This window comes from Kribbella pratensis (assembly GCF_004365355.1).
In the GTDB taxonomy this organism is placed as follows: Bacteria; Actinomycetota; Actinomycetes; order Propionibacteriales; family Kribbellaceae; genus Kribbella.
In genome coordinates, this window is record NZ_SODP01000001.1 from 2,496,766 (window position 1) to 2,520,763 (window position 23,998).

The following is a 23,998-nucleotide window of genomic DNA, read 5'->3' on the forward strand; positions in this document are numbered from 1 at the left end:
CCTCCACACGGATCTCGCAGCGACTCTGCGTCCTGTTCATCGCCACGTTCCCTCGCACTGCGGGCGCCGTCATCACCCACGCGGGATGAGCTCAGGAGGACACGCTCGCGGAGGTGGTGACGTCGCCTGCAACGACGGCCGGGGTGACCTGCCGGATACTCAGGATCATCATGCCCGCGGTCTGGAGCATCGCGACCAGGTCGGCAATTCCCTGCTCGTCGTGGACCTGCAACCGGAAGACTCCGGACGTCTGGTGATGAGCCCGCGGACCCGCGCAGAAGACGAGAACGGGTGGTCTCAGCTCCCCCTGCACGGCAACCTGGTACGACGGGCCGCGGCGTTCATGCGCTGCCATCGTCTCCCCCCTCCGGATCGATGTCGATCCACTCTCTCGGTTCCGACGCAGCGCCCAGGATCCGGTGAACCTCGACGACCTCGATGCCCAGGGCCCGGAGTCTGGCGAGCAGACCGTAGAGCGCCGACTCGTCGGGGATGCTGTACACGACGGTGCTCACCTGGTCGACTGCCAGCGTGACGGCTTCCATGTCTCGAAGGTCTTCTTCGGGTACGGCGCCGGCCACGCGGATCTCGTACGTCGCGTCGACCATCGAACCCACTCCGTTCCCAACGTGTGCGTTCGACGCTCGCAAAGGTCGAGTGTCACGGCTTCATCCCTGTGGGGTGAACTGCCGCAGCGCGCAGGTTCCACCGCCCACGCGAGGCGAAACCGCGAAGTCTCAGATAGTCCGGCAATCGGACGAAAAACGCTGGTTTTAAAGGATATTCCGTGATTTCTTCGAAGGGTGCGATTCGTTGCGCACCGCCTCCCCAGCGTTCCGTGATGTCGCACGTCGCTAGGAGGGGACATGCCGAGCGAGCAGCACGCAGGGGCGGAGGGCCGGCGCAGCGCGTCACCGGATGCGCCCGTCTACGGTCGCCAGAGATCCGGACCCCGAAACCCGGCTACGCCACCCGGGACCGTGCCGAGGCCACGGCTTGTCGACCGGGTGAGCCTGGCGGTTCAGCGACCGCTCACGCTGGTCGTCGCACCGGCAGGCTTCGGTAAGACGATGCTGCTCAAGTCGTGGGCAGCGCAGTACCCGGGTCCCGCCGTTGTCAGGCGAATCGCCTTGGATGCGACCAGTGAACATCCCCCGGCCTTGCTGGAGTCCGTACGCGACGATCTGTCCCGCCGCGACCGCACCGTGCTGGTGCTCGTGGTGGACTGCGGCGACCTGACGGTGACACCCCAGATCGGGCGGAGCCTCCAACGCCTCATCCACGGCAGTGCGGGACGCGTCCGGGTGGTGCTGGTGACCCGGTCCGACCCGCCTCTGCCCTTGCACCTCTACCGGCTGGCAGGCACGGTTTCGGAGATCCGGGCCGCTGAGCTGGCCTTCACCCCCGACGAGACCTCGGCTTTGATGCGCGGACACAAGCTCGAGCTGACAACGTCGGAACTCGCCGAACTGCACGCCCGGACCGACGGCTGGCCGGCCGCCCTGATGTTCGCCGCGATGAACCTGACCGGGAAGGCCGACCCGGAGCGGGTCATCCGGGAGTTCCGTGGCGACACCGGGAACGTGGCGGCGTACCTGATGACCGAGGTACTCGATGCCCAGCCGCCGGAGCTGCGCGAGTTCCTGCTCCGGACCTGCATCGTCGACGAGGTCCGGCCGGCGCTGGCCGAGATCCTGACCGGCCAGGCTTCTGCCGGTCGCTCGTTACAGTTCCTCTCCCACGGCAACTCGTTCATCCAGCCCGTCCCGGGGACAGCGGACGGCTACAGCTACCAGGCGCTGTTCCGCGAGTTCCTTCGCGCGCAACTGCTGTTCGAGATGCCTGCCCTGGCCCCGGCACTCCACCGCGATGCCGCGGCCTGGTTCGCCCAGAACGGTCAGCCGCTGCAGGCGATCCACCATGCCGTCACGGCCGGTGAGTGGCAGGACGCGGCCCGGTACCTGGTGGAGTACCACGAGGTCGCCGGTCTCCTCGTCGGGCGCCGGCGACAGCAACTGACAACCTTGTTCGACGGTTTTCCCGACGATCTGGACGGTTCCGAGGCCGCGATCATCAGCGCCGCCCGCGCGCTGGCCGAGTTCGATGTCGAGCGCTGCACGTCCCAACTGGGCAGGGCCATAGATCTGCTGGACCATCAGGCCTCCGCCCGGCGGCACCCGGCCGAGTCCGCCATCAGGGTGCTGCAAGCGGTGTGCGCAAGCCTCAGCGAATGTCCTGAGAGCGGGCTGGTCCCGGTCCTGATCGCGGAGGCCGACCTGAGATCGGCATCACCGGCCGTGGCGCATCTCGAGCCGAGGCTGCTGGTGGCCGGTAGCAAGGGCCGCGTCCTGCTCCAGCGCGGAGACTTCGCGGCAGCCCTGGCAGCCTTCACCGAAGGGATCGCGCTCGCGGAGGAGAACGGTGCTCGGGACGCCCTCGTCGACTTCCTCGGCATGGCCGCGCTGGTCGAAGCGGCCTGGGGACATCTGCGGCGAGCCGGGGAGGTTGTCGCGCACGCGGCGTCGGTGGCCGAACCGGGGGCGGAACTGCCCCAGTCCGCGATCGTGGCCGAGGCCTGGGTGCACACCGACCGGGGTGATCTACCCAGCGCCGAAGAGATGGTGCAGCGTGCCGCGGACACCGTACCCACCCACGACGCGCGAGTTCTCGCTGCCGCGCTCGCGCTGGTCAGGGCCAGGCTGCTGCGGGCGAGCGGCAACCTCGATGGCGCCGCCGCGGAACTCCGGGCTGCCCGCGACAGTTACGGCGCGCAGGGTGGCTGGCTCGGCCAGGCCCTGACCATCGACGAGGCGAAGATGCTCGTGGCACAACACCGGCCACGAGAGGCCATCACAGAGATCGAGCAGTCCGCGGGCCGGGACCAGGTCGGATCGCGTCTGGTGCTGCAGCGAGCAGCTGCCGAGGCCGGCGAGCCGTCGCCCGCTCACCCTCTCCCGGACACCGAGCGCGTCGTCGCACTCGAAACTCAGGTGGACGGCTGGCTCGTCCAGGCCGCGGAATCGATCAGGACCGGAGACAGTGGTCGCAGCGGACTTTGCCTGGAAAGGGCCCTCAGACTGGCTGCACCCGAGCAGCTCCGGCGCCCGTTCGCGGAGGCGCCGCCGGCGCTGCGAACACTGCTACAGCCCACGGGCGATCTGATGAGACAGCACCCCTGGCTCCGCGCGCCCGGCCCTCGTGGTCGCGACCGCACCGCCGGTCGCTGGGCAGTGTCACGACCCGAGTTGGTCGTCACCGCAGCCTTGACCTGCAAGGAACAGGAGGTGCTCGAGTACCTCGCCGAGTTGCTCACCACTGAGGAGATCGCCCGCACCATGTACGTCTCCGTCAACACGGTCCGGAGCCATGTCCGCAGCATCCTGCGCAAGCTGAGCGCATCACGCCGGAACGAGGCCGTTCGGCGGGCGTGGGAGTTGGGACTGCTCCCCTCACGCCCGGAGGCCTAGTCCACCGGTCCGTCCGGCTCAGGCTCAGGCAGGCTCAGTGCCTGGGCCGGACGTCACGACCGTGGAAGGTCAGCGCCCAGATCACCAGGACGTCCAGAGCGATCATGATCGTGGTCCAGCCCGGAGATGCGGCGAGGAACGCCATGTTCATCAGAATGCTGAGGACCGCGAGGATCACCCCGACGACCCGCGCCCAGACCTGACCGAGCAGGACACAGAACCCGGCCACAAGGACGGCGGTGCCGACGATCAGATGCGACCATCCCCATCCGGTGTAGTTGATGTGGATGGCGAGGCCGTTCTTCGGCACCAGGTAGTAGTCGTCGTTCAGCAGGGCGACGATCCCCTCGAAGCCGTGCATGACGCCGATCACCATCATCACCACCGCGGCGAAGACGATCGGGCCAACCCAGCCCCCTCGCGGCGCAGCGACGCGCCTGTCGATGTCCGACATGGTCAACTCCTCATCGTGGCGATCCGGGTCTCCAGTCGTAGATGACCGACGTACGCAGGACGACGTCCTGCACAGAGTGCTGGCGGCCGCCGGCACACCACAGCAGTCCGAGCGGGAACACGACACAGAACAGGGCGCGCAGCAGCGCGACGAGGGGACCCGGCCGTCCACCACGACGGCCAACGACCCTCAGCCCCATCAGGTGGCAGCCGTAGGTCCGCCCGGTGATCGACCAGGCGACGAAGAAGTAGCCGACCAGAACCAGCAGGAAGATCGCCACGCTCGGCAGCGGCGATGCCTCACTGAACTGGAAGGTTCGCGGACGCACGAGGAACCGGAGTCCGTTGACGCCCACATAGCCGGCCAGTACCGCCACCACCACGACGACCCCGTCGATGACACCGGCGATCGATCGGGTCACGAGTCCCGCCCGTCGTCCCTGGTACTGCAGCCCCTCCCGCGGAACGACCCACACCGGCACGTCCGTTCTCATGGCTGCTGGGGCGTCATCTCGGGTTCGGCGCGGGGCCGCCGCAGCCTCAGTCGGGCCACCACCCGTCCCACCGCCTCGTCGCCGGAGATGCCTTGCATGCGTACGCCACGGACAGTGTCGGACGCAACCGATCCGGTGGACTGCCGGATCATCTCGGCCAGATCCACCTCCGCGATGACCCCCTCGGCCAGCCCGGCCATGTCGATCCGGGCCAGTACCTCGTCCGCGACTGCGGGAACCATCCGGTCCAGCGCGACCGACAATTGACGCGCCAACTCCGCCCGTCCTTGGCCACCGCGCCTGGCCAGGCCTTCCAGCCAGGTGGCTGCCTGGTAACGCTCCGCCAGCATGGGCGGCCGCAGGATCACGACAGCTACCGGGCTGAGCACTCCCCCGACCCGGCGTCGGACCGGGCTGACAGCCTGCCCGACCCGGCGTCCGACCAACTGTGCGGCGGCCGCCGCCAGCGCCGCGGCTCCGACGGCCGCGTCGAGCACGACGCTCGGGTCCTGGCTCGCCGGGGGCGCGTCAGGCGGGTTCTCGGACTGCTCTGAAGTACCCACGTGACCATGCTCCGTCTCGGCGCCGGGCACCACCTCATCCATGGCGGAGGAACCACCTGACCGTCAGTCGGCATCGGTTCCCGGCGAGTCAGCGCTCGGCTTCGGTCCGGGCAGCGGCGGCGAGGCGATAGTCGGCGATCGGGCGGTAGCGATCGTAGAGGGTGGTGAGGATGCTGAACAGGAGGACGAAGAACAGCGCGTCCGTCAGGTCCAGCCGGCCCGGGCCCCGGGACAGCAGCACGTCGGCCAGCACCACCAGGACGACGTTCGTCGCGAAGACGATCCCGAACGAGACCGCCACCGAGTTCCAGGAGTAGCCGCGCTTCGCGGCCCACAGACCGAGCGCGGAGTTGATCACCACGAAGCCCGCGATGCCGAGGAACAGTTCGAGGTTGTTCGACTCGACGCCGGGCAGCACCTCGCCGAAGATCACGCTGATCAGGCCGATCAGGAACACCTTCTCCAGCGTCGCGAGGTCGAAGACCTTCCGGTGCGCTGCTTGGTACGCCGCACGCTCGCGGGCGTCGTCGATTCCCTCGGGCAGCGGATCGGCGCGGAACCGCCAGGTCCAGTCGGCCGGACTCAGCCGCGGACGGACGAAGAAGAACACGACCGCGAGCAGGGCGAGGACGGCGACGACGAGCGTCGGGAGGAACCACGGAACATCCCGGATCGTGTCGGTGAGGTCGAGCTGGGCGATGTGGATCCAGTACTCCTGCGGCAGCTTGACGAAGATCCAGATTCCGGCCGCGACCTTGACCCAGAACCGGAACCCGTACCGCATCGGGTTCCGCCGCGTGCGCACGCCCTCGTAGGCGATGAAGAAGTACTCGAACGTGTTCGGGAACACCAGCAGCAGGAACCGTAACCCGGTGAGCTCGAACAGCACCACACCGATCTGACGGTAGAAGAACAGGAACCGGCTGATCTTGACCGCGCCCGGGTTGGTCCAGTTGCGCAGGCTCGCGAGGTAGGCGATCGACAGGTAGAACACGTCCATCGCCTTGTCGTAGCTCTGGTAGTTCGGCGGGTCGTAGCCGAAGGTCTGGAAGATCGTCTGGTCGACGCCGTCGAGCAGCAGGCAGGCGATGATCGCCGGCAACGGGAACAACGGGATCAGCAGCGGCAGCGTGAAGCGCGCGAGAACCACAACCCAGAACACGAACTCGACACTCATGTCAGAACTCCCCATTCCGGCGCATCCGGCGGGGGCGGCCGTCGGGATCGTAGATCAGCCTGTACAGCGGTTCGGCCCAGAGCGCCTGGAAGCGGGTCAGGGGTTGCGTCTCGTGCGGACGGATCCTTCCGGGTGGACGCGGACCCTTCCTGCCACCGGCGTACCAGGCCTCCAGCTCCGCGGCGGTGCGGCGCCACAGCTCGAACCCGGTCAACAGGTCGAGTTGCGCAAGACTCGAGCGCGGCGACCCGAGATGTTCCGACCACACCTCGAGCCGCAGGTCGCGGGCGAGCCGACGGGTGCCGTCAGCAACTAAATCCCGGTCGTCGGGAGTCGGGTCCAGGACCGCGCAGGTGAGTTCGCTGTCACTGGTCCAGGAACGCCGGTTGAAGTTGTCCGAGCCGCAGGTGAACCAGACGTCGTCCACGATGCAGATCTTCGCGTGCACGTAGATCGGCGCCCCTGCGGCATTCTCCAGGTTGTAGATCCCGACCCGGGCGGGCGCGGCACGGCGCAGCATCCGCACAGCGCGCAATTGACCGAAGCGTTCCGGGGGGCCGGTCACCGGGCCGTCGGCATCCGGGTACCGCGGCACGACGATGATCACGCGGAGGTCGGGCGAGCGCTCGAGGGCATCGTGGATCCCCTGTGCGATCAGCTCGGACCACAGGTACTGGTCCTCCAGGTAGATCAACTTGCGGGCCCTGGCGAACGCCTTGCCGTAGGCCCGGGCGATGCTCCGCTCCCCCTGCGGCGCGAACGGATAACCCGGACTCTTGCGGGCATACGTTCGCAGGACTTGTACGGCGTGCGGCCCGGCCGGTGGCGGATCGGGGAACTCCTCCGGCAGCGACTGCGGATGGCGCGGCATCCGAGCGAGTCGCTGGACGATCATCCGGTACGGCGTCCGCCGGTCGAGCGGGTGACCGTCGTCCCAGCGTTCGACGAAGGTGCGGAGCAGATCGCCGACGACCGGTCCGTGGATCTCCAGCGCCGCATCGTGCCAGGGCGTGCGGTCGCCGTACCTGGGATCCATCGGCGCCTGTTGCGGATCCCCCAGATGCTCGCCGTCGTCACGGCGCTGGTGGGACAGATCGATGCCGCCGACGAACGCGACAGCCAGTTCCGGCCGGCCCTTGTGCCGGATCACGAACAGCTTCTGGTGGTGCGAGGACAGATGCCGGACCCGCTGGTCAAGCAGCACTTCGCCGCCGGCCTCGTTGACCTTCGTCCCCAGCCGCTGGTTCTCCCGTGCGTTGAACCGCAGGTGATCCGAGTGCGAACGCCAGAGCAGCCCTCTGACCTCGATCCCCGATCGGGCCAGATCGGCGAGCACGGTTCCGATCGTCGGACCGTCGGGCAGCAACTTCTCGTCGGCGTCGCCACGCCAGTCGGTGAAATAGACCCTGTCACCGGGCCGCAGCGCGCACAGTTCTTCGTACAAGCGACGGAAGTAGGTCGCCCCGTGGATCAGCGGCCGGACCAGGTTGCCGTCGACCCAGGACCCGTCCACGTCTCCCACCCGGTCGATGTCCGTTCCCGGATTGCCGCGCTCGTCCGGTCGGAGGAACCACTGCCCGGCAGTGTCGTCGATCATCGTGACATCCCTCCGTCGAGTGGGTGAGCGGTTGGCCGGCCACCACTGGCCGCATCTGCTACCTCATACGTCCGCGGTATCGCGGGAGAGCCCGCTGCGCTGACCCAGCTGTTCGAGATACCTGACGAACACCCGGTGGAGCTCGTCCGCGCCGCGGATCGGCCGGTCCGGGATCACCAGGTCCGGCGGAGCCAGGAGCAGCCCCCGTCCTTGCCACCCGCCGAGTCCACCGTGAGAGCCGACCAGACCCTCGAACGCGGAGACCTCGCCGGTGTCCTGGTCGACCGAGCTGTTCACATACAGGTCGGGTGCCTCGGGCATCGATACCGCTCTCAGCAGGTCTGCCGAGGCATGCGGCCCGAACGGCGCCAGCGGGTCGACGCCGGTCACCTTCGCGTCGGACAGCCGGTGTACACCCGACGGCCCGAGTGCCAGCGGCCCGTGCTCGGTGCTCATCACCGCAATGAAGCCGATCCCGTCGTGGTTGACGAGCCCGGGGATGAGAGCCGGCCAGCGACCGGTGATCTCCTCCATCGTCAACCGTTGCTGCTCGGCGACGTACACCAGGCCGAGGTTGCCCGACCCGAGGACGACCAGCTCCGAATGCGTGGTGACCGCCGGCGGTGCGGCGCGGTGCTGTACCCGCAGCGCCGCATGATGGGCCACCCGTCCGGTACCGGAGCCGCCGTCGGCCAGATCCGCCAGCAGGCCGTTCAGGCGGCCCCAGCCCTCGACCGACTGCTCGACGGTTTCGACCCGTGCTGCCGTCAGCTGCGAGCAGACCGCAGCCAGGTCGATCCCGTGCCGATCGGCGAAGATCGTGCCCTGGGACTGACCGTGGTCGGACAGGACGACCAGCCGGTACGGCCGCGGCGCTGCCGCGGCGACGGCCTCCAAGCACGCCAGAACACGATCGAGCCGATCCAGCGTGCTCAGCGACTCCGGCCGCAACGCGCCGGCGTGATGGGCCACCTCGTCGTAGTCGACATAGTCGACATAGACAACCCGCGTGCCGTGCATCATCTCCTCGGCCACCAGTGCGGTGTTGAGGTCGCGCAGGACGACGTTCGTCACCGCCCGCATCCCCGCGAATAACCAGCCACGCTCTCCCCTCGGGCGAATATCGAGACGGCGTTGCCGGCGCGACTCGAACCTCTCCCGTGCGATCTCCGCGACCGCCCCGGCCAGGCTGCCGGCGAAACCGTCCGGCCGGGCGAGATACCAGGCAGCGCGGCGACGCGTGTCGGCCGAACCGCGGGCGAGCTCGATCTTGCTCATGGTCAGCACCGACCGCTCGGCGTCGCCGCTGAAGAGGTTCGAGATACTCACGCCGCCGTCAGCCAGCAGACCGCGGCCGTCGGACGCCCGGCGCTCGATCTCGGCCGCATCAGCGGTCCGGTTGCTCACCAGCACACGTCCCAGCGCGCGGTCGTACCAACGGAAGGCGGGTACGCCGTCGATGCGGCCGTGCAGGATCCCCAACTGACTGGCGGGCGTGGTGGGCGGCAGCACCGGGGTCCACTCCACCAGCCGATAGCCACCTTCGCGGATCCAGCGCCCCATCGTGGGCAGGGTGGCGGCGAGAAGTTTCCAGCGCAGGACCGGGAAGGGCACGCCGTCGAGCTGTACGAAGATGACGCCGGGAGCCGCTGGATCGTCGACCGGCTTCTGCCGCCGCCTGGTTCGGCGGACAAGGGCCGCTGTGAAGGCTTCCGACGTACCGGAGGTGCACAGCCACGCCACGATCGTCGCTGTTGCCGCGGCGATCCACGCCGCCGCGAGCACGACCCAGAACGAGTCCGCCTCCACCCCCGGGATCAACATGAGCGCCGCCGCGAGGATCACGGCCTGTCCGAGCACCGCCACGAGGAGTACCGCAAGCCATCCGACCGCCGCGCTCGCGGCGACCAGCAACGGGCGCACCAGCGCACCGACCAGCAACGTCGCCGCCGCCGAGGCGAGCAGCTGCGGAAACGACGAGAACCGGAGACCGGGCAGCACGGCGGCCGCGAACGCGAGGGCGAGGACCGAGCTGACATAGGTGGCGACGATCCGGCCGAGATCGCCGGCGCGCACCAGCGGCGTGGACACGGTCGTCCGGCCGTCACGTACGGAGGGCACGCGGACGCGTCAGCGCCCAGATGATCCACACGTCGAGCGCGATCAGCAGCAGCGCCCAGAACGGCTGGTAAGGAATGAAGAAGAAGTTGTCGATCGCGCTCAGCACCACCAGGAAGAGTGCGGCGACACCGGCCCAGACCGCTCGGGAGAACAGGCCGATCCCGGCCGCGATGAGCGCCAGGCCGAGGATCAGGTGGATCCATCCCCAGGCGGTGATGTCCAGGTTGAAGGCATAGCCCCTGACCCGCACGAAGTAGTCGTCGTTCAGGATCGCGGCCAGGCCTATGATCACCTGGAAGCCGCCGATCATCAGCATCATCGTGGCGGCGAAGGCGACTCCGGCCATCGCCCAGCCCGAGTCGGCCTGCGACTTGACAGCGCGGTCGTCGGTCATCTGTGTCCACCTCTCCTGCCAGGTCCTCGACGTACGTCGAGTGCGCGTCGACAGTAGGACCGCGCCGACCGTCGGTGCGTCACCCTTGGCGGACGACATCCGGGGCCTGTGCACCAGGGCGGTTCCGCGGGACCCCACGGTTCCGGCCCGGCGAAGGATTCATCCCAGGTGGGTGATGCCCGCCTACGACGATCTGAGCGATCTTCGAAGCCCAGGCCGGTCGGACAGGGAGGTTGCGACGATGTCCGCAGGCTCCACGGGCTCCCCCGACGGCAGGGTGCCGGCAGCCGACCAGGCGCCCGCCCCGGAGACGCTGCCGCGCGGAGTTGTCGTCCTCCTCGGCACCGGAGCCGCAGTCGTGACGGCCGCCGGAGTACGCAGCTTCGCGGAGATCGTCGGTCCGGTCTTCCTCGCGCTCGTCCTCACGATCGCGGTCAGTCCACTGCGCCGGTCGCTGATCAGGCGAGGCGTCAAGAGATGGTTGGCCGGCCTGATCGCACTGGTCGTCGTGAACGCCTTCCTGCTCGGAGTCGCGGCGATGCTGGCCTACTCGGTCGCCGAACTGGCGGGCCTGCTGCCCACTTATCAGGACAAGTTCGCCGAGCTGGTCGCGGATACCCGCGCCTGGCTGGCCGACCGCGGCGTGGGTCAGGACCAACTCCAGGCTGCCCTGCAGAAGTTCGACATCGGGAAGTTCGTCGACACCCTGCAAGGCTGGCTGAGCGGACTCCTCGGGGTCGTCTCGCTCCTGGCCTTCACCGTCGCCGTACTGTTCTTCATGGGCATCGACGCCACGGATTTCTCGGCCCGTCTGAAGCAGGCGGCACAGGTCCGGCCGGACGTCATCGCCGCTCTGACCGGCTTCACGCGAGGTACGACGCGGTACCTGATCGTCTCCACGGTCTTCGGCCTGATCGTGGCAGTGTTCGACGTCGCGGTCCTCTACGTGCTGGACATCCCGCTGCCCTGGCTGTGGGGACTGCTCGCGCTGATCACCAACTACATCCCCAACGTCGGATTCTTCATCGGCGTGATCCCGCCCGCCCTGCTGGCACTTCTCGACCAGGGCTGGGCCACCTTGTTGTGGGTGATCGTGGCGTACAGCGTCATCAACTTCATCATCCAGTCGGTCATTCAGCCGAAGGTCGTCGGCGACACGGTCGGGCTGTCGACAACCCTGACCTTCCTCTCCCTGGTCATCTGGGCCTGGCTGCTCGGTCCGCTGGGCGCCGTGCTGGCCATTCCGCTGTCGCTCCTGGTCAAGGCGCTGCTCCTCGACGCCGCCCCCTCCACGCACTGGCTCGCCGGCCTCATCTCCGGCGGCCCGGTCCCGGAAGACGCTCCGCCGGCAGCGCCCGCGGAGCTTCCCCCGGACGAAGTCCCCGCCGAACAGGTCGGATGAGGAGATCCCATGTGGCGCTCAGTTCTGCTGCACGAGTTCGCGGACCGCAACCCCGGATCCATTCAAGGCCTGCCCGGGCGCCTGTCGCCGGGCTCGCTCGCGCTGAGCCCGTCCGAAGGCATCATCCTGATCGCACCGGGCCGCACTCTCCAGTACGTCCTGGAACCGCCTCTGATCGATGTGATCGGAGTCAGCTGCAGCGTGCGGTTCAGGCACCCCGCCCGAGCCGTCAGCTCGTCTGTGCGGATCATTCGCCTCGGCGAGGAGTTCATGCTGAGTCTCGAACCGCTGACCACGTTCCAGGCCCTGGTCCGCGTCCGGGTCCACCGGGTCTGGCACGACATCGGCCAGCTGCCGAACCCCAGCTCGGGCTTCGTGGAACTGGGATTCGACTGGCACACCAGCGGCAAGACGTACCTGCGGGTGGACCGGCGGCTCGTCGGCTACCACGATGCGTTGAGTCGAGGATCACGGCTGACCATCGAGGATGTCGCCTTCGGCTCGCCCGAGACGCCCGCCGGCTCACCCGACCCGCACTATCAGTTGGGCGAGTTCTCCGTCCGCGCCCTCAGCCGTCACGCGCGCTGGCCACGGCGGCACGTGACAGGTGTGCACCACAGATCCTGATCTCCCACAGGTCTCGCCGGGGAGTCAGACATCGCTCCCCCGGGCCTGTGTGATGGACCAGATGATCCACGCACTGAGCCCGATCACCACCAGCGACCACGCGGGCTGGTAGGGAATGAAGAAGAAGAAGTCCAACGCGATCAGCCCGGCGACGATGATCGCAACCGTTCCCGCCCAGGCCTTGTTGACGAAGACGCCGCCCGCGACCAGGATGGCGCCGATCCCCAGCACCAGGTGGATCCAGCCCCACGCAGTGGTGGAGAGGTCGAAGGCGTAGCGCCGTTTGACGACCAGATAATCGTCGTCGAGGATCGCGGCCAGCCCGGCGACCGTGGAGAACGTGCCGATGATGAGCAGGGTGAACCCGGCGAACGCGATGCCGCCCACCGCCCCGCTCGGGACGTGCTTGTGTGAATCCGAGTTGTCCAGGTCGCTGTACGTCATCGTGCTTGCCCTCCTGGTCATCCAGCTTCCTGACCGACGATGCCTGCCGATCCCCGGCACCGCATCGTCCTCCGAGGGTGAGACGCCGGCGGTGCTCGGGCTACTGCGGACCTGTACTTCGCCGTGTCCGCGTCTCCCTACGTGCCCTCGCCCCGGAGTGCGAGCACTTGTCGTTCGGCTGCGGTGGTGGCCAGCGGCGGAGCGCCAGCCGGGCGGCCAACCGCCCGAACAGCGCTCCTACCGCTGCCCCGACCAGAACGTCGCTCGGGTAGTGCACACCCGTGTACACCCGGGAGAACGCGACGACCGACGCCACCAACCGCAGCGCCGGCCTGAGCCCGGGCAGCAGGCCTCCGACGGTGACCGCGAAGGCCGCCGCGGACGCGGAGTGCCCGGACGGAAAGGATCCCGAGGAGGGCATGCGCACCCACCGCTGTGCCGGAACGCCGAGGCCGGGCCGGTCGGGCCGGAGGCGTTCACCCGCCAGCTTCTTGATCGGCTGGTTCACCACGAGGGAGGTCGCACCGATCGCGGTGAGCCCCGCCAACGCAGCGCGACGGCCGCGCGGGCCGCCGCACAGGGCAACGGCGCCGGCCACCAGGAACCACAGCTTGGAGAAGTTGGCGAGATCGGACACCCGCCTCAGTGGCTTGTCCAGGACCGGCGTCGACAGCCGCGCCACCGTTCGGTAGACGGCGCGGTCGTAGCCGGCGATCCGGTGCGGCGAGTCGGTCACGCAGCGGCTTCCGTCACCACTGTGGGCCCGGCCTCGATCAGGTCCATCAGTGCCTCCGGGGAGCTGAGCTTGCTGCTGCCCGGTCCCGGCCGAGCGCGATGCGCACCAGCTCGGCCAAGCCGTCCCGAAGGCCTTCGGGAGCGAGCGCCGACGGCGATGAACCGGGATGGTGCTGCGCGATGCGTACCCGGAGAACTCCGGGCCGGATCCGGAACTGCAGTGGCGTGTCGAGGACGAGCGCCTCCCCGTCGACGCCGGCCGGTAGTTGGCGATCGGCATCGACCTCGAAGGACGGAGCCGACCACTCGCGCCATGGACGCTGGCGGTGCCCTTGCTCGCCGCCGGCGTACGCCCCCATGACGGTGATGCCGAGTACGCCGTCGTCGATGCGCGGACGGGTGCCGGAGCCAACCGCACGACCGAGCCGGTACCGGTTGTTGGACACGAGGAGGGCCGCGCCGCCGCGGTGTCCGTCACCGCCCGGCCCGGTCCAGCGCATGTCGAGTTCGCTGCCACCGGCACCGAGCGCGTCCGGCACGGTATCGAGCAGGGTCCGGATCTTGGCGGCGCGGTACCCGCTGCGCTGCACGGCCTCGGCGTACAGGCCGAGCGACACGTTGTTGACGAACACCCGGCCGTTGACCTCGGCGAGGTCCACCACCCGCTCGCCGCCGTCGACGAAGGCGTCCAGGGCACCGACCACATCGTCACGGTCGACCCCGAGATCGAGCGCGAAGTGGTTGCGGGTCCCCGCCGGGATGCAGGCATAGGGCAGCGAGCGTTCGGCCGCGATCGCGGCGACGATCGCCTGCGATCCGTCCCCGCCGGCCATCGCGAGTCCGTCCGCGCCCTGGGCAACCGCGTCGCGGACCAGGGTTTCGAGGTCGTCCCCGGCCTTCAGCTCGATCGGCTCGATCCCGCGGTCGCGCGCCTCCTTGGCGATGGCGAAGCGTGCGGCCTTCCCCCCGCCGGACCGTGGATTGAAGAACAGCACCGGATGCTCCGGCGGCGCAACGCGCGCCAGGTCCACGTGGGCGGCAAAGCTGGCTCGAGTCGCTGCCAAGGTGACGAGGAGCCCCACCACGACGAACAGATCGAGGCCGAACTTCCCACCCACGACAAGAAGAATCACCGCACCGGCAAGCGCCAGCGCGGCCACGGCCAGCCCCACCACGCGCGCGATCCCTCGTCGCAACAGGCCGAACCAGGCCGCGACGGCAGCGATCACGACGCAGCCCAACACAACGAGTCCCCGCGGGAAATGAATCACGGCGACCGTCACGGCAAGCACGAGCGTCGCCGCCCCGACGACCAGAGCCACCACCGCCGCCATCCGGCGCCTCACGAGTTCCACCCCATCGGCCCGCCTCAGAATCTCCGCTTCGGCGCCGAGTCACGACGCCACGCCCATCCTGTGCGGCCTCCACCCCCGGGGCATCCCACAGCCGGGATGATCCGGCCCCGGACCGCCCCGGCAAGCCGATCGCGGATCTGATCCTCCCTGAGGGGTGATGCGGCGACCCCGGGTTCTGCTGAATCGTCGGCGGAATACGCGGATCGCACTGTAGGGACCGGGCTCGTCCGACGAGCCGGGCCGGCGACGGCGAGAAGGGCGGCCGACCATGTCGACGACTGTTGAACACCTGACTCTGGACGAGCGCAGCGCACGCGGTCTGGCGGCGCGCGCACGAGCCAATCCGGACAGTCACACCGGATGGACGCCCGCCCCCGACCGGCCGGACCCGGTCGCGCTGATCGAGGAGCAGAACGCCCGGCGGGACGCGGACCTGGTCCCGGTCCGGCACGGCCGGATGATGGCATCACCGTTCACGTTCTACCGCGGTGCCGCCAAGATCATGGCTGTTGACCTTGCCGAGACGCCGACCTCCGGTCTCGAGGTCCAGCTGTGTGGTGACGCGCACCTGTCGAACTTCGGCGCCTACGCCTCGCCGGAGCGAACGATGGTGTTCGACATCAACGACTTCGACGAGACCCTCCCGGGCCCGTTCGAGTACGACGTCAAACGCCTGGCAGCGAGCCTCACGGTGGCCGCCTTCAACAACGGGTGCTCGAAGTCGGACGCCCGCGCGATCACGAAGACCGCGGTCACGTCCTACCGGGAGGCGATGGCCGACTTCGCCTCGATGAAGACTCTCGACGTGTGGTACGCCCACACCTCCGAGGAACAGATCAAGGAATCGGTCGCCGCCTTCCTGTCCGAAACCGAGTCCAAGGGCAAGGGCAAGCACAAGGGCAAAGACAAGGACAAGGACAAGGGCAAGGACAAGGGCAAGCACAACGGCAGCACCGACGGCACGATCAGCATGACGGCCAAGCAGCGGAAAGAGGCGACGAAACGGTTCGAGAAGAACGCCCAGAAAGCGCACTCCCGTAACAGCGACCAGGCGCTGACCAAGCTCGGCGAAGAGGTCGACGGCCGCTACCGCATCGTCAGCGTCCCGCCGGTGATCGTCCCCGCCCGCGACCTCCACATGGCGTACGGCATCAAGCCCGGAGAGCTCGAGGACGTCGTCTTCGACCTGTTCCACGATTACCGTTCAACCCTCCGGCCCGACGTCCGGCAACTGCTGGAGCGCTTCGAGATCATCGACTGGGCCCGGAAAGTCGTCGGCGTCGGCAGTGTCGGAACCAGGGCGTTCATCGTCTTGCTGCAGGGCCGTGACCGCGGCGATCCGCTGTTCCTCCAGGTCAAGGAAGCCACCAGGTCGGTGCTCGAAGGACCCTTGCGCAAGAGTGCGTTCAGCCAACCGGGCGAGCGGGTCGTCCAGGGCCAGCGATTGATGCAGGCCAGCAGCGACATCTTCCTCGGCTGGTCCAAAGGCGTGCAGGCCGACCGCTACTACTACTGGCGCCAGCTGCGCGATATGAAGGGCTCTGCGCTCGTGGAGCTGATGGCGCCCGGCACCCTGGACTTCTACGCCCGCATCTGCGGATGGACCCTGGCCCGTGCGCACGCACGATCGGGTGACGCGGTGTCCATCGCTGCCTATCTCGGCGACGACGATGCCTTCGACATGTCGATCACCGACTTCTCCGAGCGGTACGCCGCCCAGAACGAGCAGGACTTCGCGGAGTTCACCAATGCGATCCGGACGCACCGGATCGAAGCCATCCAGCAAGTATGACCTCGGGGCGACGCAGGCAGCTGGTACCCGCAGCGTTGCGGGGCTACCAGCGGACCTGGCTGACTCGCGACATCATCGCCGGCCTGACGCTGGGGGCAGTGGCGATCCCCGAGGTGATGGGCTACACGTCGATCGCCGGTACGCCGATCGTCACCGGGTTGTACACGATCATCTTCCCCACTCTTGTCTTCGCCCTGCTCGGCTCCTCGCGGCTGCTCGTCGTCGGCGCGGACTCGGCCACCGCCGCGGTGCTCGCCGCGGGACTGACCGGTCTCGGTATCGCCGGGGTGACCCCCGGATCGTCCGACTGGCTTGCCTTCACGAGCCTGACGGCGCTCGTCTGCGGGGTGCTGCTGATCGTGGCGCGGCTGCTGCGACTGGGCTTCGTCGGGGACTTCCTCAGCGCGTCCGTACTGATCGGGTTCCTCACCGGTGTCGGCATCCAGGTGCTGTCGGGGCAGATCCCCGACCTGCTGGGCATCCCGAAGGGCAACGGCGGCTGGTTCGAGCAGCAGTGGCACTGGATCACCTCCCTGTCGTCGATCCAGCTCGGTACTTTCGCCTTCGGCCTGAGCACGATCGTGATCATCCAGATGTTCAAGCGCTTCCTCCCGGTCGTCCCGGGGGCGATCGTCGCCGTCATCCTGCTGACCGCCATCTCCGCCCTGACCGACGCGCACGCGCACGGCGTGGCCGTGGTGGGCGCCGTCCAGGGCGGCTTCCCACCGCTCGGCCTGCCGTCGGGAATCTCGTGGTCGGACGTACCCAAGGTGCTGCCGACCGCCGTGTCCTGCGCCGTGCTGATCATCGCCCAGAGCGCTGCCACCTCCCGCAGTTTCGCGTTCAAGCACGGAGATGCGGTCGACATCAACCGGGACATCGTGGGGCTCAGCGGGGCCAGCCTTGCCGCCGGCCTCAGCGGCACGTTCGTGGTCAACGGCAGCCCGACCAAGACACAGATCCTCGACGAGCAGAAAGGGCGCACCCAGCTCGCCAACCTGACGATGGCGGCGGTCGCGCTGCTGTTCACACTGTTCTTCACCGGGCTACTGGCGGACATGCCCACGGCGGTGCTCGCCGGGATCGTCTTCCTCATCGGCGTCAGCCTGATCGACGTGCCCGGCTTCCGGCGGCTGTGGATGCGACGCCGGAACGAGTTCGTGGTGGCTCTCATCACGACGATCACGGTCTTCGCCGTGGGCGTCGAGCAGGGAATCATCCTCGCCGTCCTGCTCTCGCTGCTCGACCTCGTCCGGCGGCAGTACTCACCGGGCGACTACGTCATCAGTCAGAACCAGGCCGGCGAACCGACCTATCAGCCGGCAGTGCCAGGGGCGCAGAGCCTGCCCGGCCTCGTCGTGTTCCGGTACGACGCGGAACTCTTCTACGCCAACGCCAACCGCTTCGCCGACGATCTCGAGGCAGTGATCTCCGGCGCTCCTGACCCCGTCCGCTGGGTTGTGCTGGACTGCGGCGCGATCGACGACATCGACTACTCGGCCGGCGTGACCCTGGCCAGCCTCGTCACGTACTGCCAGGCTCACAAAGCCCGCTTCGTGCTCGCCCGGCCCGATACCCAACTGCTTGCGACGCTCCGCGCGTACCAGACGCTGGACGCGATCGGCGAGGACAACATCTTCCCGACCCTTGCGGACGCCTTCCGCGCCTACCGGGCTGACCCGGCTGCGATGCCTGTGACGGCTCGGGGGCCGGCGGACCCCGCCCCGTAGTGCGCCGTGATTGTCCCTGCAGAGGAGAAGAGACTCATGAGCGAGATCGGCATGGCAGCGTCTTCAGCGACCGGCGTCGACCCGGAGCCGTACGCCCTGGCGGCCGAGGCCGTGGTTGCCGCGGCCGGTTCCGATGCCGATGCGGGGCTTGCCGGAGCCGAGGCGACGAGCCGGCTCTCGACGTACGGTCCGAACCAGATCGCCGCGGAGAAGCCGCCCTCGCTCTGGGTCGTCGCCGCTCAGCAGCTCCGCGATCCGATGAACCTCATGCTGGTCGCCGTCGTGGTCGTCAGCCTGGTGATCGGGGAATTCTCGACCGGCATCATCGTTGCCCTGCTCATCCTGCTGAACGTAGGACTGGGCACCCGTCAGGAGCTGACGGCACGGGCGAGCGTCGATGCGCTGTCGAACCTGCAGGTACCGCAGGCGCGGGTGGTCCGTGACGGCGACGTGGCGATGATCGCGGCCACACAGGTGGTTCCGGGTGACATCGTGCAGGTCGAGGCGGGCGACATCGTGCCCGCGGACGGTCGCATCGTCCGGTCCGCGACGCTCGAAGCGCAGGAGGCAGCGCTGACCGGAGAGAGTGCGCCGATCGCCAAGGGCACCGCGGCGCTCGCCTCGTCCGACGTCGGCCTGGGCGACCGGACCAACATGTTGTTCCAGAGCACCTCCGTGACCCGGGGCACCGGCACGATCGTCGTCACCGCGACCGGAATGCAGACGCAGATGGGCCGGATCGCGACGATGCTGACCTCGGTGACGCGCACCCGGTCACCGCTCCAGCGCGAGCTCGACTCGCTGACGAAGGTTCTCGGACTCGTTGCCTGGGGCTCGGTTGCGTTGATCGTGGTCGTCGGCCTGATCCGTGGGACGCCGGCCAAGGACCTGCTGCTGCTCGGCACCGCGATGGCCATCTCGGCGATACCGACCGGCATGCCGGCGTTCGTCTCGGGCCTGCTCTCGCTCGGTGCGAAGCAGCTGGCCGAGGCGAAAGCCGTGGTGAAGAACCTCACCGACGTCGAGACTCTCGGCGCGACCAGCGTGATCAACACCGACAAGACCGGGACGCTCACGTTGAACCAGATGATGGTCTCGACGTTGTACGTGAACGGGACGTGGTTCACCGTCGGCGGAGAGGGATACCGCACCAGCGGCGCGATCCGTTCGGTGGCAGGCGGCCCGGTGCCCGACTTCACCCGGCTCGGTCTCGGGCTGGCCCTCGACAGCGACGCGGTCGTCGGCGACGACGGGTCGGTGATCGGCGACCCCACCGAGGCGGCGCTGGTGGTGCTGGCCGCGAAGCTCGGCATCGACGCGGACGAGACACGGCGCAGCTACCCGCGGCTGTCGGAGGTCCCGTTCGATTCCGAGTACAAGTTCATGGCGACGTTCCACCGGGTGACCGTCGACGGCGTCGAGCAGGTCATCGAGCTGATCAAGGGCGCACCGGACGTCGTCCTCGCGCGCTGCAGCCAGGCGGGCGGACCACTCAGCGGCTCGCAGGTCCCGATCGCGGACTCGCAGGCCGGCATCGCGGCGGCCAACGAACGGATGGGCCGCAAGGGTCTGCGCATCCTCGCGTTCGCGGCCCGCCTTGTCGCCGACCACGAGCTGACGACGATGACCGACGATCCGATGTCCTTGACCCAGGGGCTGTCGTTCGTCGGGCTGGCGGGAATCATCGACCCGCTGCGTGCGGAGGCCAGGAGCGCGGTCGGTACGGCGCTCACCGCCGGCATCGACGTACGCATGATCACCGGTGACCATGTGGTCACGGCTCAGGCGATCGGCGCGGAGCTGGGCCTCGGTCCGGGAGCGATCAGCGGCACGGAGCTGGTGGCGCTCACCGACGAGCAGCTCAAGGACCAGATGCCCGCATTGCATGTGTTCGGACGGGTCACCCCTCAGGACAAGCTGCGGCTCGCCCGGGTCATGCAGGAGCAGGGCATGATCGTGGCGATGACCGGCGACGCGGTCAACGATGCGGCTGCCCTCAAACAGGCCGACATCGGGGTGGCGATGGGAAGCGGCAGCGAGGTCACCAAGCAGGCCGCGCGGATGGTGCTCACCGACGACAACTTCGGCACCCTCGTCCACGCAGTGGAGATCGGGCGGCGCATCTACGACAAGGTCGTCTCGTACGTGCGCTACCAGATGACGCAACTGCTGTCGCTGGTCTTCCTCTTCCTCGCCGCCACCGTGTTCGATATCAACGACGGGGTCGCGATGACTCCGCCGATGGTGCTGTTCCTGTTGTTCTTCGCCACCGCCGTCGGTGTCGTGATCATCGCCGTCGACCCCGGTGATCCCGACGTCATGCATCGTCCACCGCGCGACGCCGGCGTACCGATCACGAACCGGAGCGCCGTGATCAGGTGGATCTGCTATGCCCTGGTGCTGTTCGTCGCCACCCTGCTGCCGCTGGTCGCGGGGCCGGACGAGCCGAGTACGACGCACGGCACCGTGTCGATGACGATGACGTTCGTGGTGATGGGGCTGGGGACCACGTTCAACGCCGTGGTGAACCGTCGCGACCCGACCAGCGGCGTGACAGCACCGATCGTGAAGGCCCTGGCGATCGGCCTGATCCCCGTCGTCCTGCTCTTCCTGGCGACCCAGCTCCCGACGCTCCAGAGTGGGCTGCTCACGGTCTCGCTGTCGCCGCGACAGTGGCTCACCTGCGTCGGCCTGGCCGCGCTCCTCCCGATCGTCGTCGAGCTGGACAAGGTGGTCAGGAGGCGCAGGCAGACGCATCGTACGGCGCTCGGGACGGAGCACGCCGTGGCGCCGGCTCGTGCCCGGAGCGCGCCCGGAGCCTAGGTCCCCGGCGTCACGGCTCGTCCGCACGGGGTGATGCACAAGGTTCGGTCCGGCGGTCGACTGGTGTCGGCCGGTGAGTGCGAAGGCAGGAGACAACGCATGACATCTCGCGAGCAGCGGATCGCCGACTTCATCGAGCCGTTCCGGGTCGAGCCGGGCTCGAAGGTCGACCTGGCCAAGGACTTCGAGCCGGACTTCAGGGGCACGATCGGTTCCAAGAAGCGCGGCCGCAAGCTGCTGAACCAGGGCATCGAGCTCCTGGCCGAGTACCAGTCCCGGCTGTACGCGCAGCACACCCACGGTGTGCTGGTGGTGCTGCAGGCACTCGATGCCGCGGGCAAGGACGGCACCATCCGCCACGTCATGACCGGAGTGAATCCGCAGGGTGTGGCCGTGAGCAGTTTCAAGGTGCCCTCCAGCGAGGAGCTGGATCACGACTATCTCTGGCGCTACGGGTTGCGCCTACCGGCTCGCGGTCAGATCGGCATCTTCAACCGATCGCATTACGAGGAAGTACTGGTCGTCCGCGTGCACGAGGAACTCCTCGGCCGTCAGAAACTCCCGCCCGGCTCCCGCAAAGGGCTGTGGAAACGGCGCTATCGCGAGATCAACGAGTGGGAACGGACCCTCAACGACAACGGCATCAAGATCGTGAAGCTCTTCCTGAACCTGTCCAAGGAGGAGCAGCGCAGCCGCTTCCTGCGCCGGATCGACCTGCGCGACAAGAACTGGAAGTTCTCCGCGGCCGACATCCGCGAGCGCGACTACTGGGACGACTACCAGCGCGCGTTCTCGACGATGCTGTCCAGGACCAGCACCGACTGGGCGCCCTGGTACGTGATTCCCGCCGACCGCAAGTGGTACGGGCGGATCGCCGCGGGCGCCGTGATCGCGAACACCTTGATCGAGATCGATCCGCGCTATCCCACGGTCGGGAAGAAGGCCCGCGCAGCGCTGCAGGAGATCAAGCGCGACCTCGAGGCACAGGCCCCGGCGGGCGCGCCGGCCGATCCGTTCGAACACGACGCGTAGACCGAGGAGAGGACGACGGTGGCTCACGACGGCGACCATCCGGCGATCCATCCGCCTTCGTGGCAGAAGTACGTGCCCGGTGCGGCCGTGGCCCGGTCGTACCAGCGGGCGTGGCTGCCCAAGGACATCGTTGCCGGCCTGGTCCTGTCCGCGCTGCTGGTACCGCAAGGGATGGCGTACGCCGAGCTCGCCGGACTGCCGCCGGTGACCGGCCTCTATACCTCGATCCTGTGCCTGCTCGGGTACGCCGTCTTCGGGCCGTCCAGAGTCCTGGTCCTCGGCCCCGACTCGTCGCTGGGCCCGATGATCGCGGCGACGATAGCGCCGCTCCTGCTGGCCAACGGTGACCCTGCCCGAGCCGTCGCGCTCGCGTCGATGCTGGCGATCATGGTCGGCGTGGTGATGACGATCGCCGGGCTGGCCCGGTTCGGGTTCGTCGCGGACCTGCTGTCGAAGCCGACCCAGATCGGCTACATGAACGGGCTCGCGCTGACCATCGTGATCGGTCAATTGGCCAAGCTGTTCGGGTTCAAGGTCGACGCCGACGGGCTGCTGGCCGAGGCACACGCGTTCCTGTCGGGGCTCGCCGACGGCAAAGCCAACGCGACGGCCGCAGTCCTCGGGGTGGGTTCGCTCGTCGGCATCCTGCTGCTGAACCGGTTGCTGCCCAAGCTGCCCAGCGTCCTGATCATCGTGGTGCTCGCCTCCATCGTGGTCAGCGCGTTCGACCTGCAGTCCCACGACGTCGACACGGTCGGCAAGCTCCCCCAGGGCTTCCCGCCGTTCACCGTTCCGGGGGTCGGCTGGGGCGACCTGCCGCCGCTGTTCGTCGGCGCGCTGGCCATCGCCGTCGTCGCGCTCGCCGACACGATGTCGACAGCATCGGCGTTCGCTGCTCGCAGGGGCGACCAGGTCCGCGGGAACCAGGAGATGGTCGGCATCGGCGCCGCCAACATCGCGGCCGGGTTCTTCCAGGGCTTCCCGGTCAGCACCAGCGGGTCCCGCACGGCCGTCGCCGAGCAGGCCGGTTCCCGGTCCCAGGTGACCGGCATCGTCGGCGCCGCCACGATCACCGTGGTCCTGGTCGTCGCCACCTCCCTGATGCAGTACGTACCGCAGCCGACCCTGGGCGCGATCGTCATCGCCGCCGCGCTGTCGCTCGCCGATATCGCCGGCACGCGCCGGCTGTGGCATCAGCGGCGGACCGAGTTCGGGCTGTCGATCATCGCGCTGCTCGGCGTGGCCCTGCTGGGCGTGCTGCCCGGCATTCTCATCGCCGTCGGCCTGTCCATCCTGAACGTCTTCCGCCGCGCCTGGTGGCCGCACCAGGCCGAGCTCGGCCGGGTGGCGGGAATCGCCGGGCTGCACGACACCAAGAGCTATCCCGGCGCCGAACTCCTCCGCGGTCTGGTCGTCTACCGTTTCGACGCACCCCTGATCTTCGCGAACGCGCGGATGTTCGGTGAGAAGGTGCGGGAGATCGCCACGGGCGATCCCGAGGTCCGGTGGATCATCGTTGCCGCGGAGCCGATCACCGACGTCGACACCACGGCCTCCGACATGCTGCAGGAGCTGGACGCCTGGCTCAACGAGCGCGGCGTGTCCCTGGTCTTCGCGGAGATGAAGGACCCGGTCCGCTCGAAGATCGAGCGGTACGAGCTCACCCGCACGATCAACCCTGCGCACTTCCTGCCGACGCTCGACGCGGCGGTCGCGGAGTACATCCGGCAGACAGGCGCCACCTGGCGCACTCCTCAGCCGGGGCCCGGCGGCGAGGGATCCCGTCGGTAAG

At 68.4% G+C, this 23,998-nt stretch carries 20 protein-coding genes; 8 read left to right on the plus strand and 12 right to left on the minus strand.

Annotated features, from left to right (window positions below; all coding sequences use genetic code 11):
• Positions 1-91: 91 nt before the first annotated feature.
• Both EV653_RS11810 and EV653_RS11815 read right to left on the minus strand, forming a co-directional pair.
• Positions 92-355, minus strand: a complete 264-nt coding sequence (locus EV653_RS11810) for a hypothetical protein (RefSeq protein ID WP_134101501.1) — start codon at positions 353-355, stop codon at positions 92-94.
• The gene (locus EV653_RS11815) at positions 342-608 is read right to left on the minus strand and encodes a hypothetical protein (protein ID WP_134101504.1); all 267 of its coding nucleotides are present in this window, start codon (positions 606-608) and stop codon (positions 342-344) included. The genes EV653_RS11810 and EV653_RS11815 overlap by 14 nt, the downstream gene beginning before the upstream one ends.
• A gap of 399 nt (positions 609-1,007) precedes the next feature.
• Here EV653_RS11815 and EV653_RS11820 point away from each other — a divergent pair, with 399 nt between their 5' ends.
• Entirely contained in the window at positions 1,008-3,467 is a 2,460-nt protein-coding gene (locus EV653_RS11820; RefSeq protein WP_166679362.1) for a helix-turn-helix transcriptional regulator, read from the plus strand.
• A 34-nt stretch (positions 3,468-3,501) separates the two neighbouring features.
• On the opposite strand, the gene EV653_RS11825 is transcribed toward EV653_RS11820, so the two are convergent.
• From EV653_RS11825 to EV653_RS11855, 7 genes are all read right to left on the minus strand, one after another.
• Positions 3,502-3,921: a DUF7144 family membrane protein gene (locus EV653_RS11825; protein WP_134101509.1), complete on the minus strand. Its 420-nt coding sequence runs from the start codon at positions 3,919-3,921 to the stop codon at positions 3,502-3,504.
• A gap of 10 nt (positions 3,922-3,931) precedes the next feature.
• A complete protein-coding gene (locus tag EV653_RS11830) occupies positions 3,932-4,414 on the minus strand; it encodes an RDD family protein (RefSeq protein WP_134101512.1) in 483 nt (160 codons plus the stop codon).
• Positions 4,411-4,977 (minus strand): hypothetical protein, encoded by a 567-nt coding sequence (locus EV653_RS11835; RefSeq protein WP_134101515.1) that lies wholly within the window; start codon positions 4,975-4,977, stop codon positions 4,411-4,413. Before EV653_RS11835 ends, EV653_RS11830 begins: the two co-directional genes overlap by 4 nt.
• 88 nt (positions 4,978-5,065) lie before the next feature.
• Positions 5,066-6,154 (minus strand): hypothetical protein, encoded by a 1,089-nt coding sequence (locus EV653_RS11840; protein ID WP_134101518.1) that lies wholly within the window; start codon positions 6,152-6,154, stop codon positions 5,066-5,068.
• Position 6,155: 1 nt separating this feature from the next.
• Positions 6,156-7,751 carry a phospholipase D family protein gene (locus tag EV653_RS11845; protein ID WP_134101521.1) on the minus strand — a complete coding sequence of 532 codons (1,596 nt, stop codon included), beginning with the start codon at positions 7,749-7,751 and terminating at the stop codon, positions 6,156-6,158.
• A gap of 63 nt (positions 7,752-7,814) precedes the next feature.
• Positions 7,815-9,872 (minus strand): alkaline phosphatase family protein, encoded by a 2,058-nt coding sequence (locus EV653_RS11850; RefSeq protein ID WP_134101524.1) that lies wholly within the window; start codon positions 9,870-9,872, stop codon positions 7,815-7,817.
• Entirely contained in the window at positions 9,856-10,266 is a 411-nt protein-coding gene (locus EV653_RS11855; RefSeq protein WP_134101526.1) for a DUF7144 family membrane protein, read from the minus strand. The genes EV653_RS11850 and EV653_RS11855 overlap by 17 nt, the downstream gene beginning before the upstream one ends.
• 241 nt (positions 10,267-10,507) lie before the next feature.
• Between EV653_RS11855 and EV653_RS11860 the strand changes: the two genes are divergently transcribed.
• Together EV653_RS11860 and EV653_RS11865 are read left to right on the plus strand one after the other, a co-directional pair.
• Positions 10,508-11,668 carry an AI-2E family transporter gene (locus EV653_RS11860; RefSeq protein ID WP_134101529.1) on the plus strand — a complete coding sequence of 387 codons (1,161 nt, stop codon included), beginning with the start codon at positions 10,508-10,510 and terminating at the stop codon, positions 11,666-11,668.
• A gap of 9 nt (positions 11,669-11,677) precedes the next feature.
• Positions 11,678-12,295, plus strand: a complete 618-nt coding sequence (locus EV653_RS11865; protein WP_134101531.1) for a hypothetical protein — start codon at positions 11,678-11,680, stop codon at positions 12,293-12,295.
• A 24-nt stretch (positions 12,296-12,319) separates the two neighbouring features.
• On the opposite strand, the gene EV653_RS11870 is transcribed toward EV653_RS11865, so the two are convergent.
• From EV653_RS11870 to EV653_RS11880, 3 genes are all read right to left on the minus strand, one after another.
• Positions 12,320-12,760, minus strand: a complete 441-nt coding sequence (locus EV653_RS11870; RefSeq protein WP_134101534.1) for a DUF7144 family membrane protein — start codon at positions 12,758-12,760, stop codon at positions 12,320-12,322.
• 79 nt (positions 12,761-12,839) lie between these two features.
• Positions 12,840-13,475, minus strand: coding sequence for a phosphatase PAP2 family protein (locus EV653_RS11875; RefSeq protein ID WP_166679363.1), 636 nt, complete (start codon positions 13,473-13,475; stop codon positions 12,840-12,842).
• A 46-nt stretch (positions 13,476-13,521) separates the two neighbouring features.
• Positions 13,522-14,820 carry a diacylglycerol/lipid kinase family protein gene (locus EV653_RS11880; protein WP_202871556.1) on the minus strand — a complete coding sequence of 433 codons (1,299 nt, stop codon included), beginning with the start codon at positions 14,818-14,820 and terminating at the stop codon, positions 13,522-13,524.
• 277 nt (positions 14,821-15,097) lie between these two features.
• On the opposite strand from EV653_RS11880, the gene EV653_RS11885 reads away from it, so the two are divergent.
• The 5 genes from EV653_RS11885 to EV653_RS11905 all read left to right on the plus strand — a co-directional run bounded on the left by EV653_RS11885 (position 15,098) and on the right by EV653_RS11905 (position 23,997).
• The gene (locus EV653_RS11885) at positions 15,098-16,621 is read left to right on the plus strand and encodes a DUF2252 domain-containing protein (RefSeq protein ID WP_134101538.1); all 1,524 of its coding nucleotides are present in this window, start codon (positions 15,098-15,100) and stop codon (positions 16,619-16,621) included.
• Complete coding sequence (locus EV653_RS11890; protein ID WP_134101541.1) at positions 16,618-18,351, plus strand: SulP family inorganic anion transporter; 1,734 nt, start codon at positions 16,618-16,620, stop codon at positions 18,349-18,351. The genes EV653_RS11885 and EV653_RS11890 overlap by 4 nt, the downstream gene beginning before the upstream one ends.
• A 36-nt stretch (positions 18,352-18,387) precedes the next feature.
• The gene (locus tag EV653_RS11895; RefSeq protein ID WP_134101544.1) at positions 18,388-21,174 is read left to right on the plus strand and encodes a cation-translocating P-type ATPase; all 2,787 of its coding nucleotides are present in this window, start codon (positions 18,388-18,390) and stop codon (positions 21,172-21,174) included.
• A 99-nt stretch (positions 21,175-21,273) separates the two neighbouring features.
• On the plus strand, positions 21,274-22,206 hold the full coding sequence (locus EV653_RS11900) for a polyphosphate kinase 2 family protein (protein WP_134101547.1): 933 nt from the start codon (positions 21,274-21,276) through the stop codon (positions 22,204-22,206).
• An 18-nt stretch (positions 22,207-22,224) separates the two neighbouring features.
• Entirely contained in the window at positions 22,225-23,997 is a 1,773-nt protein-coding gene (locus EV653_RS11905) for a SulP family inorganic anion transporter (protein ID WP_238159680.1), read from the plus strand.
• Position 23,998 lies beyond the last annotated feature (1 nt).